This is a genomic window from Bradyrhizobium sp. MV1.5 (genome assembly GCF_055807615.1).
Genome location: NZ_JBVVPL010000047.1, coordinates 34,328 through 45,735, shown reverse-complemented (window position 1 = coordinate 45,735; position 11,408 = coordinate 34,328). Strand labels below are relative to the sequence as shown.

8 protein-coding genes and 1 pseudogene are annotated in these 11,408 nt (G+C 65.7%); 2 read left to right on the top strand and 7 right to left on the bottom strand.

Annotated elements, in window-relative coordinates:
• The first annotated feature begins 140 nt into the window (after positions 1-140).
• Positions 141-1,934 carry a potassium/proton antiporter gene (locus AC0L2J_RS29925; RefSeq protein ID WP_063994525.1) on the top strand — a complete coding sequence of 598 codons (1,794 nt, stop codon included), beginning with the start codon at positions 141-143 and terminating at the stop codon, positions 1,932-1,934.
• A 248-nt stretch (positions 1,935-2,182) separates the two neighbouring features.
• Here the strand turns inward: AC0L2J_RS29925 and modC are convergent, their stop codons facing one another.
• The 4 genes from modC to mepA form a co-directional block, all read right to left on the bottom strand.
• Positions 2,183-2,845 carry a molybdenum ABC transporter ATP-binding protein gene (modC, locus tag AC0L2J_RS29920; protein WP_007604960.1) on the bottom strand — a complete coding sequence of 221 codons (663 nt, stop codon included), beginning with the start codon at positions 2,843-2,845 and terminating at the stop codon, positions 2,183-2,185.
• A 2-nt stretch (positions 2,846-2,847) separates the two neighbouring features.
• Complete coding sequence (gene modB / locus AC0L2J_RS29915; RefSeq protein ID WP_007604962.1) at positions 2,848-3,543, bottom strand: molybdate ABC transporter permease subunit; 696 nt, start codon at positions 3,541-3,543, stop codon at positions 2,848-2,850.
• Between the two features lie 11 nt (positions 3,544-3,554).
• Positions 3,555-4,337, bottom strand: coding sequence for a molybdate ABC transporter substrate-binding protein (gene modA / locus AC0L2J_RS29910; protein ID WP_473395395.1), 783 nt, complete (start codon positions 4,335-4,337; stop codon positions 3,555-3,557).
• 229 nt (positions 4,338-4,566) lie between these two features.
• Positions 4,567-5,511: a penicillin-insensitive murein endopeptidase gene (mepA, locus tag AC0L2J_RS29905; protein WP_473395394.1), complete on the bottom strand. Its 945-nt coding sequence runs from the start codon at positions 5,509-5,511 to the stop codon at positions 4,567-4,569.
• A gap of 466 nt (positions 5,512-5,977) precedes the next feature.
• On the opposite strand from mepA, the gene AC0L2J_RS29900 reads away from it, so the two are divergent.
• On the top strand, positions 5,978-8,146 hold the full coding sequence (locus AC0L2J_RS29900) for a putative bifunctional diguanylate cyclase/phosphodiesterase (RefSeq protein WP_473395393.1): 2,169 nt from the start codon (positions 5,978-5,980) through the stop codon (positions 8,144-8,146).
• Positions 8,147-8,186: 40 nt separating this feature from the next.
• On the opposite strand, the gene AC0L2J_RS29895 is transcribed toward AC0L2J_RS29900, so the two are convergent.
• From AC0L2J_RS29895 to AC0L2J_RS29885, 3 genes and pseudogenes are all read right to left on the bottom strand, one after another.
• The gene (locus AC0L2J_RS29895; RefSeq protein ID WP_007604970.1) at positions 8,187-10,151 is read right to left on the bottom strand and encodes a methyl-accepting chemotaxis protein; all 1,965 of its coding nucleotides are present in this window, start codon (positions 10,149-10,151) and stop codon (positions 8,187-8,189) included.
• A gap of 202 nt (positions 10,152-10,353) precedes the next feature.
• Positions 10,354-10,582, bottom strand: a pseudogene (locus tag AC0L2J_RS29890) (acyl-CoA dehydrogenase family protein); the annotation flags it as partial.
• Positions 10,583-10,630: 48 nt separating this feature from the next.
• Entirely contained in the window at positions 10,631-11,383 is a 753-nt protein-coding gene (locus AC0L2J_RS29885) for a hypothetical protein (RefSeq protein ID WP_007604971.1), read from the bottom strand.
• Positions 11,384-11,408: the final 25 nt, after the last annotated feature.

Here is an 11,408-nt window from a genome sequence, read left to right as displayed (position 1 = left end):
GGACTCGCGGAGAGTCCCCCTCACCCGAAATTCAAGCTGCGCTCGAATTTCGACCTCTCCCCGCAAGCGGGGCGAGGGAGTGCCCGGCCGGTGGCCGCCTGACTGAAATCGTCGATCTCCCGGAGTAACCGCAGCACCGCATGGCTTCCCTCGACACTGTCAGCCTCGCCATATTGCTCGGCGCCGTCCTGGTGTTGGCCGGGATCCTGTCAAGCCTGCTTGCGCTGCGCTTCGGCGCGCCTCTTCTGCTCGTCTTCCTCGCGATCGGCATGCTCGCGGGCGATTCCGGTCCCGGACAGCTGCAGTTTGACGACGTCCGAACCACCTATCTGGTCGGCTCGGTCGCGCTCGCACTGATCCTGTTCGACGGCGGCCTGCGGACCCGCTTTGCCAGCATCCGCACCGTGCTGGCGCCGTCCATGGTGCTCGCGACCGTCGGCGTGCTGCTGACCGCCCTGATCACGGCGCCGTTCGCGAAATATGCGCTCGACCTCAACTGGACGGAGTCGCTGCTGGTCGGCGCCGTGGTGGCCTCGACTGACGCGGCCGCAGTGTTCCTGCTCGTGCATACCCAAGGCCTGCGCCTGCGCCCGCGCGTCGGCGCGACGCTGGAGGTGGAATCCGGCACCAACGATCCCTTCGCGATCTTCCTGACCCTGATGCTGGTCGAATACATCTCGCTGGGAACGGGCACGGCCGCGCATGTACTGATGGAGTTTGCGCAGGAGGCCGTGCTGGGCGCCGTCGTCGGGGTGATCGGCGGGCGTCTGGTCGTCATCGCGCTCAACAAGGTCGCGCTGCCGCAGGGCCTCCATGCGCCGTTCGTCACCACCGCCGCGCTCGTCATCTTCGGCGGCTCGCAGATCATGCACGCCTCAGGCTTCCTCGCGGTCTATCTCGCGGGTATCATCATCGGCAACCGCCCGACGCGCGCGCATAATTCGGTGGTGGCCTTCCTGGACGCCGCGACCTGGCTGGCGCAGATCGTGATGTTCGTGCTGCTGGGCCTGCTGGTCTCGCCGAGCCGGCTCGGCGGCAGCGTGCTGCCGGCGGTCGGGATCGCATTCGTCCTGATGCTGCTGGCGCGCCCGATCGCCGTGTTCGTGTGCCTGGCGCCGTTCCGCTTCAATTGGCGTGAAAAGATCTTCATCGCCTGGACCGGCCTGCGCGGCGCGGTCGCGATCTTCCTGGCCTCGATCCCGATGCTGGTCGGGCTGTCGAAGGCCTATCTCTATTTCGACGTCGCCTTCGTCGTCGTCATCATCTCGCTCCTGCTGCAAGGCTGGACCCTGGCGCCGGCCGCGCGCAAGCTGCACGTGGCGCTGCCGCGCGCCGAGCGCGGCCCGCGCCGTGTCGAACTGGATCTGCCCGGGCAGCTCGAGCAGCAGCTCGTCGGCTATCCGGTGCGGCCGAAGAGCCTGTATTTTCGCCGCGGCCTGATCCCGTCCTGGTCGAAGCCCACGCTGGTGATACGCAACGAGAGCATTTTGACGCCGATTGAAGCCGAGCCCATCGCGCCTGGCGACTACATCTATCTGCTGGCGCCGCCGGAAAAGGCCGAATCGCTCGACCGCTTCTTCGTCGACATGCAGCCGAGCTCGGCGCCGGACCCGCATCTGCTGGGCGATTTCATGGTCTCCGGCGAGCACACGCTCGCCGAGCTCGCGGAGATCTACGGCGTGAAGGTGAGCGAGGACGAGAGCGGGCACACGCTCGCTGATTATTTCGACGTGCATCTCGACCGCGCGCCGAAAGAGGGGGCGGAGCTCGTGCTGGATCCGATCGTGCTTGTGGCGCGCTCGATCTCCGGTGGCCGCGTCAACGTCGTCGGCCTGCGCCTGCCGGAAGACGAGGAAACGCCCCCGCCGCTGACGCGCAGGCAGGCGCTGCGGCGCAAGCTGGCGGATTTGTGGAGCTCGGTGGCGGGAGTTTAGCGGCGTTTCGCGCGTCGTGGCCGTGAGAATCGTTGAAGCGACATGCCTCCCCAACGTCGTCCTGGCGAAAGCCAGGACCCATTACCCCGGGGAGTAGTTTTGCGAACACCGGCAGTCACGTTTTCTTCGCTGGTACGCACACCACCGGCCGCTGATAGATCACGCGGTATGGGTCCTGGCTTTCGCCAGGACGACGGCGGAGGGTGGGCCGGCGGCTTGCCTCAACCGTTGCCTGCTCAACGCCCCCCTCACGTCAACACCTTAACCCCGCCGAACGACGTCACGCGGCCCTGCTTCAGCATCACGATCTGCGTCGCGAGCTGGCGCAGCTCGGCGACGTCGTGGCTGACATAGACCATGGGGACGTTGGCCTCGTCGCGCAGCCGCACCAGATAGGGCAGGATCTCCAGCTTGCGACCCTCGTCGAGCGCGCCGAGCGGCTCGTCGAGCAGCAGCAGGCGCGGCCTCGACAGCAGCGCGCGACCGAGCGCGACGCGCTGGCGTTCGCCGCCGGAGAGCTTTCCGGGGCGGCGACCCTGCAGCGCGCCGATGTCGAGCAGCTCGATGACGCGCTTGTGCTGCGCCGGATCGGGCGCGAGGCCGTTCATCCGCCTGCCATAGTCGAGATTTTGCGCGACGTTGAGATGCGGAAACAGCCGCGCATCCTGGAACACATAGCCGATGCGGCGGCGCCAGGTCGGGACATGAATGCCGGCCGCGCTGTCGTCGACGGTCTCGCCGTCGATCACGATAGTGCCGCGGTCGGGCCGCAGCAGTCCCGCGATCATGTTGACCAGCGAGGTCTTGCCGGCGCCCGACGCTCCGAACAGGCCGATGACGCGGCCCTCGCTCGCGAAAGCGGCGGACAGCGAGAACTCGCCGAGCTGCTTTTCGATGTCGACACGCAGCATGGTCAATTCCCGTGCAGGCGCGCGGTGGCGCGGCGGGCGAACCATTCGGCGGCAATCAGCGCACCGAGCGCCAGCACGATCGAGACGATCACGAGCCGTCCCGCGGCGGCGTCGCCGTCCGGGGTCTGGATCAGCGAATAGATCGCGGACGAAATCGTCTGAGTCTCGCCGGGAATGTTGGACACGAAGGTGATGGTGGCGCCGAACTCGCCGATCGCTTTCGCAAAGCCGAGCACCATGCCGGCGAGCACGCCGGGCAGCGCCAAGGGCAGCGTCACCGTGAAAAACACTTTGAAAGGAGTAGCGCCGAGCGTCTCGGCGGCCTGCTCGAGCCGGCGGTCGATCGCCTCGATCGACAACCGCATCGGACGCACCAGCAGCGGAAACGCCATCAAGCCGCAGGCAAGCGCAGCACCGGTCCAGCGGAAGGCGAAGACGATGCCAAGATGGTCCGCCAGGAAACCGCCGACGAGCCCGCGCCGGCCGAAAGTGAGCAGCAGCAGATAGCCGGTGACGACAGGCGGCAGCACCAGCGGCAGATGCACCAGCGCATCGAGCACCGACTTGCCCCAGAAATCACGCCGCGCGAGCAGCCATGCCAGCGCAATGCCGAACGGCGTTGCCACCAGCGTCGCGATCACGGCAACCCTGAGCGAGAGCAGGATCGCCGTCCATTCGGCGGGAGAGATGTCGAGCATCAAATCGCAAATCAAGTCGAGGGGCTGATCAGGAACTTGAAACCGAATTTTTCAAGAATGGTCTTGGCGGCGGTCGAGCGCAGGAAGGCGAGGTAGTCGCTGGTCTCGCCCTTTGCAGTCGTGGTCGCAGCGACGGGATAGATGATCGCGGGATGCGAATCCGCCGGGAAGGTGCCGACGATCTTCACGCCGGGCTCGACCTTGGCATCGGTGGAATAGACGATGCCGAGGTTGGCCTCGCCGCGCGCGACCAGCGTCAGCGCGGCACGCACGCTCTCGGCCATGGCGAATTTCGGCTCGGCCGCCTGCCAGGCCCCCAGGCTCGTAAGCGCCGCCTTGGCATATTTCCCAACCGGCACGGATTTGACGTCGCCGGTCGCGATCCTGCCGTCGCCGGCGAGTTTTGCGAGGTCGAACCCCTGCGCGATGGGCACGTTGTCGAGCCTGGAATCCTTCGGCGCGATCAGCACGATGCTGTTGCCGAGCAAATTGACCCGGGTCGGCTCGTTGATGGTCTTCCTGGAGATCGCGTAGTCCATCCAGTCGGTGTCGGCGGAGACGAACACATCGGCCGGCGCGCCCTGCTCGATCTGCCTGGCGAGCACGGAGCTTGCGGCATAGCTGACGCTGAACTTGACGCCGGTCCTGGCGGTGTAGGCGGCGTCGACTTCGTCGAGCGCGTTCTTCATCGAGGCTGCCGCGAACACGGTGATGGTCTTGTCCTCGGCTCTAGCAGGCGAAAGGCCCGCGGCCAGAAGGAACAAAGCCGAAAGAAGCACGGAAAGGCGGGACATCGGAAGCGCTCCATGCGCGCGCTCACGGCACGCAAGGCGGCGCGCGCAAGACGGCGTTGGTTGAATGAGGCTTGCGACCGGCGGAAGCGCTGTTCCGGCAAGCCCGACGGACTTACGGTCCGGCAAGCGATCGCTGGGTCATCATAACAGGGTGGCGGAACAGGTCAAAGGCGACGGTTCGCATGGCGCCAACCAGGGATTCGTCATCCCGGGGACGACCGCGGAGGCTTTACGGCTTCGCATTGCCCGCGTGCAGCACGGCCTTGCACGCCGCCGGCATCTGCGCCAGCGTCATGGGCGGTTTCGGCTTCGGCGGCTCCGGCGGCGGTTTGGGGTGCAGCACGCCGTCGCTGAACCAATAGGCGAGATCGGAGGGCTTGCAGCCTTCGTCGTCGGATTGCGACGGCTGGCCCTCGCAGTCGCTCGCGCCCGCCGGGCAGCGCATGCGGATGTGGAAATGATAGTCGTGGCCCCACCACGGCCGGATCTTCGACAGCCAGGAACGGTCGCCCTTGGCCTCGCGGCACAGCGCCTTCTTGATCGCGGCATTGACGAAGATGCGCTGCACCGCCGGCTCCTGCGCCGCGTCGCGCAGCACCAGCACATGGCCCGGCGTGAACACCTTTGGATCGATGTCGAGCCGATCCGGGCGCACCATCATCACCGCCGACATGTCCTCGCGCTCCTCGCGCGAGAGCCGATGGTCGGGCATCGGCGTCAGCCAGATGTCGGCATCGAGGCCGATCTGGTGGCTGGCATGGCCGGACAGCGCCGGCCCGCCGCGCGGTTGGGCGATGTCGCCGACCAGGATGCCTGGCCATCCCGCGTCCTTGTGCGCCCTCGCCGCAAGCCGCTTGATCAGCGCGATCATCGCGGGGTGACCATAGTTGCGATTGCGCGACAGCCGCATCACCTGCCAATCGTCGCCGTTGAGCGGCATCTGCTCGGCGCCGCCGATGCAGCCCTTGGTGTAGGAGCCGATGACGTGCGCCGGTCCCTTCGACGGCAGCAGCTTTCGCGCGAACAGCTCCTTGGCGCCAATACTGGGATCGTTCGGATTGGCGAGCGGCGGCAGCGGTTTTGGGTTGACGCTGCCCTTGTCCTGGGCCAGCGCGTCGCCGGCGGCCAGGAGCGTCATGACGAGCAGGAGAGGGGCGAGGCGGCGGGGACTCATGCTGACATCCTTATAGCCCAACACCGCGCCAGGGTTAAGAAACGGTCCTTCCGCTGAAATTTCGTTCAAAAGTTGCGGTTCCCAGCGCGGCCGGCCGATTTTTAACGACGCGATAACCCTCTCGTGCATTGACCAAAATTCGTGCGCGGGACGCGTGCTCACTCCCTTCTGCATGCAATCCCGCGCGATCCCGGAAATGATTCAAGGCGGCGCGCAATTTTGCGCCATCTCGTGCTCCGATCACGACGATGCGATGCGCTTGGAGCGCCCATCGGCGCTGCCGCGCCTTGCAAATGGGCAACAAGGGCTGCTTTTTCGTGGCTGCCAGACCGTGCGTCCAATCGCCATGCCACCCAAGATTACTTTTTTTTCAGACACTTGCCCCAAGAGTTGCGGTCGCTGGGTGCGACTGGGACGAGTGAAGTTGAGTTCGGGGTCTCGAAAACCAAAAAAGCGAAAGGGAAGCGTGCTTGGCAGGTCCGGCCTGCACCCGCGCAAGCCGCGCTTTGCGCGCGCCCCTCATCTTCCGTCCGAACGCGACGAAGTTCTGCGCAGCCGTGCCGAGGCTGAGGCTGCGATCGCGGAAGCGCGAAAATCCCACGAGCGCCTGCGCCAGGCCATCGACATCCTGCCGCAAGGCATCGTGTTTCTCGATGCCGAGGGCCGCTACGTCCTCTGGAACAAGCAATACGCGGAGATCTACAGCAAGACCGCCGATCTGTTCGAGGAAGGCGCGCGCCTCGAGGACACGCTCCGCATTGGCGTCGCCCGCGGCGACTATCCGGAAGCCGCCGGCCACGAGGAAGAATGGATCGCCGAGCGGCTGCAAAAGCTCTATCAGCCCGGCTCGCGCCACGAGCAGAAGCTGGCGGACGGCCGCGTCATCCTGATCGACGAGCGGCTGACCGACGACGGCGGCGTCGTCGGCCTGCGCGTCGACATCACCGAGTTGAAGCAGCGCGAGGCCTCGTTCCGCCTGCTGTTCGACGGCAATCCCGTCCCCATGATCGTCTGCGCACTGGACGACGAGCGCATCCTCGGCGTCAACGATGCCGCGGTCGCCCATTACGGCTACAGCCGCGCCGAGTTCGAGCAGCTGACGATCCGTTCCCTTCAGGCTTTCGACAGCGAGCCGCCCTGGACCGCCGATTCGGCCGGCGAGGAGCAGGCCGGACGCACCTGGAAGCACGTCAAGGCCGACGGCGCCCTGATCGACCTTGCAATCTATTCCCGCGAACTGACCTATGCCGAGCGGCCCGCGGTGCTGCTCGCGCTGATGGACATCACCGAGCGCAAGCGCGCCGAGGCGCGGCTCTCCTTCATGGCCCAGCATGACGGGCTGACCGGTCTGCCAAACCGCAATCTGCTGCGCCAGCAGGTCGACGAAATGCTGCTGCATACGAGGCGCAGTACCGACAAGGTCGCCTTGCTGATGCTGGGGCTCGACAATTTCAAGGCGGTCAACGACACGCTGGGTCACGCGGTCGGCGACAAGCTGCTGCGCGGCGTCGGCAAGCGGCTGCGTTCGACCCTGCGCGAGGAGGACGCGCTGGCGCGGCTGAACTCGGACGAGTTCGCAATCGTGCAGAGCGGCCTGACGCGTCCCGAGGATGCGGTGCTGCTGGCCAAGCGCCTGCTCGAAGCCATCGCCGATCCCTATCTGCTCGACGGCCATTCCGTGGTGATCAGCGCCTCCATCGGCATCGCGATGGCGCCGGGCGACGGCGACGATTCCGAAAAGCTGCTCAAGAGCGCCGACATGGCGCTGTCGCGCGCCAAGCTGGATGCGCGCGGCTCGTTCGCGTTCTTCGAGGCGGCGCTCGATGCGAAAGCGCAGACCCGCCGCAAGATCGAGGTCGAGCTGCGCGACGCGATCCAGAACGACGTGCTGCGGCCGTACTACCAGCCGCTGATCGACCTCCAGAGCGGCCGCATCACCGGCTTCGAGGCGCTGGTACGCTGGCCGCATGCCGAGCGCGGCATGGTCTCGCCGGCCGAGTTCATTCCCGTCGCGGAAGAAACCGGGCTGATCAATCCGCTCGGCGGTCTGATGCTGCGCCGGGCCTGTCACGACGCTGCGACCTGGCCTGACGACGTCCGCGTCGCCGTCAACCTGTCGCCGCTCCAGTTCCGCAGCGGCAATCTGCTTTCGATGGTGACGGATGCGCTGAAGCATTCGGGCCTGCCGCCGCGGCGGCTCGAGCTCGAGATCACGGAGACGCTGCTGCTGGAGAAGAGCGCCCAGGTACTGGCGACGCTGCACGCGTTGCGCGCGCTCGGCGTGCGCATCTCGATGGACGATTTCGGCACCGGCTATTCCAGCCTGAGCTATCTGCGCAGCTTCCCGTTCGACAAGATCAAGATCGACCAGTCCTTCGTGCGCGATCTCGGCGCCAATCGCGAGGCCCAGGCGATCATCCGCTCCATCGTCAGCCTCGGCAAAGGCCTCGGCGTCACCATCACCGCCGAAGGCGTCGAGACCGAAGCCGAGCTGAGCTGCCTCCGCGCCGAAGGTTGCGACGAAGGCCAGGGCTTTCTGTTCAGCAAGGCCCGGCCGAACGCCGAGATCATCAGCCTGCTCGCCGCGCAGCGCGGCATCGATGGATTAGACGAGGACGCCGCGCTGGTGGCGTGATCGGTCGCTGCAGCGGCGCTGCCCCCGCTTGCGGGGTCCCTTACGCCGCCCGCAGCCCCGCCAAAAACGTGTCCACGCTCTTCATCAGCGCCGACGCATGCTCGCCAAGCTCACCTGAGGCCACCATCACATTCCCCGCCAGCTCCCGCGATTGGTCCGCCGCCTGGCTTGCGCCGGCGACATTGGCGGAGACGTCGGTGGTGCCGGCGGAGGCCTGCTGTACGCTGCGAGCGATCTCCCGCGTTGCCGAGCCCTGCTCTTCGACCGCGGCGGCAATGGTGGTGGCGATGCCGCTGATCTCGCGGATGGTGTCGCTGATGCCGGAGATTGCCGTGACGCAATTGCCGGTGGCGGCTTGGATCGCGGTGACTTGGCTTGCGATCTCATCGGTAGCCTTTGCGGTCTGGCTGGCGAGCCCCTTTACTTCGGACGCAACCACCGCAAAGCCGCGACCGGCCTCGCCGGCGCGCGCGGCCTCGATCGTGGCATTGAGCGCCAGCAAATTGGTCTGGCTCGCGATCTCGCTGATGAGACGCAACACGTCGCCGATGCGCTCGGCAGCCGTCGCAAGGCTCGTGACCATCTCCGTCGTCTCCGCGGCCTTCACAACCGCGCCGCTGGCAACCTGACTGGAATGGGTGACTTGACGGCCGATCTCGTTGACCGACGAGGCCAATTCTTCGGTCGCGGCCGCGACCGCGTTGACGCTGGTTGAGGCTTCTTCGGAGGCGGTTGCCGCCGCGGAGGCTCGCTGTGAGGTGCCGTTGACGCTGGACGTGATCTCTCCGGCGACGTTCTGCATGCCCTCGGTCGCCTTGGCGACCGCTGCGACCACGCCCTTGACGTCGGCCTCGAAACGATCCGCCATCCGGCGCTGCAGCACCTGCTTCTCGACCTCCGCTTTGGCTTTGTCGGCCTCCTGCGCCTCGCGCATCGCGACGGATTCGAGCATGTTGCGGCGAAACACGTCGACCGACTTGGCCATAGTGCCGAGCTCGTCGCGGCGTTCGCTGCCGGGAATTGTGACGCTTGTATCGCCGCTCGACAGACGGTTCATCACGGCTGTGATCGCGGTGAGCGGCCGCGACAGCCCGCGTCCGAGCAGGAATGCCAACAGGATGGCGGCGGCGAGGATCGCCACCGTGCCGAGGATCAGATGGCGCTCTGCGGCCGCGAAGGCGGCCTCGTATTCGGTCGTATCCTTGATGATCTCGACCACGCCGACCGGCGCGCCGGCATAGTTCTTGATCGGCCCGGCATAGACCGCGACCGGATGACCGTCGAGCTCGGCCTCGCGCTGCAGCGGCGCGCCGTCGATCGCGGCTCTCAACTCGTCTGGCTTTGCGACCGCGTTCTCGCCGAAGGTCGAGGACAGCTTGTTCAGATTATTGCCGTCGACGGAATAGACCGCGAGGTCGATCCCAAAGCGCTTCTTGGCGCGTTCGACGAATTCCTTGCCGAAGGCGGCGCCGACGTCGACGTTGGCGAGATTTTTTCCGTCCCGTACGATGGGCGTCATGCCAAAGATGCCGAGCGCCTCGCGGCCCGGCTCGACGCCGACGATCTGGCGGCCGGTCTTGAGCGCCTCGACCACGGTGGCGCGGCGCCCGGAGACGTCGTCGCCGAAGGACTTGGGCATGTGGACGCGGAAGAACGAGATCGCCGGCGGAACTTGGAAGGTGATCAGCGGGATGCCCTGCGCCTTCAGCGCCTTGTTGGCATCGCCGAGCAGGGTGGTCAGGCTGTCACGGTCGCCCCTGGCAATGGCGTCGCCGACCGGCGGCAGCGCCGCAATGACGGACGAGACCGCCAGCGCCGAACGCCCCTCGTAGTCGATCGCCGCGATCACGCTCTCATATTGCAGCTTGAGCTGCTGATCGAGCGCCATCTGCGTCAGTGCCCGCTGCTGGGTGATCGAAAAGCCGGAGAGGATGGCGCAGGCCACCGCGACAGTGAGCGCGATGGCGAGAACGAGGCGGGCCGCAATCGACTTGAGTTTGAACATCTGAAATTCCCAGGCATTTCCAAAACTTGCTTTGCGAAACGGTCCCAGAAATTGCTTAACAACAAGGCGGCTGGCCTCCGTGTTTCCACGGAAATCGCTACGGCCCGTTTGCATGACTCAATGCAGTGAACGCATGGGCAGAGCATGACCCGGCCGTTCGTCGTCACGAGAGACAAAGCGCCGCAGCGTCATTCGCTCTCGACTATCGGTATTCGGCAAGGGTCATCTTACCGGCATCCTCATAGTGCGTGTCGCGTGCCTGGATCTGCTGGGCGATGGCATGCATGTCGCGGAAGCGGCGCTCGAGCGGATTGCTGCGGAACACGGCGGTCGCGCCGACCCTGGGCGGTGTCGACGCCCTTCGCAGCTTGATGGATGATCCAGGTCGCGGCGAGACGAGCCGCGTTGCGCCTCACGGCGCCTTCTCCGGTCACGCTGGAGGAGCCGCCTTGCTACTCGAGCTGCGCACAGTTGAAAGTTCAGTGACCGACAAGCGATACGGCCTCATGCCCCTCGGCAGGAGCGGTTTGGTTGCTCCGCACGAATACAAAACGGGATGCCGCGGGGATCTGTGCGTCGGCGCCGCCATCCTGGCCGATGAGAATGAGTCCCGCGCCGCCGTTGGCGACATTCAAGATGACGGGGGCGCCCTGCCAGGTCCTGATTGGCTCCATTCCGATGATGAGAAACTCGCCGATCGGCTGGTCGAAATATTGAAGCCTCAGTTGTGGTCCCACTTCTGCAGCCGCAAGGCCGAAACCCAACTGTCTGGCCCGCGCATAAATGTCCGCCAGCAACGCTGTGTCGGTCCGAAAGCCCAGGTCGGCCGCCGACACCGTGAAAAGCTCTACGCTCGTTGTCTTGGCGCTAACGGTAAACGTCGGTCGCGCGAGAATTTCGCCGGCCGAGTTTCCGATGCCGCAACCTGCCGCATCCAAAGCGTTGCTGAGGGCGAAGAAGTTAGCAAACGTCCCGATCCTGATCGTCTTCCACACGGGGTGATCGACGGCGGATTTGATCGGGACTTGCGGCCCATCAGACGGCGCTTGCTTGAGCTTCAGGTGATTCCGCAGGACGTCTCGCGCCGAGCATTGAGCCAGAGCTTCGCTCGCGAACAGGACAGTGCATGCGATGCAGACGATGGCAACAATGAGAATGCTAGGTTGATACCATCCCGGCGAATGGCGCCGTATGGCATGGCAACTGACTTTCTTGCCAGCTGTTCGGCCCATAATGGACCTCTCTTGCGCAAAGGCA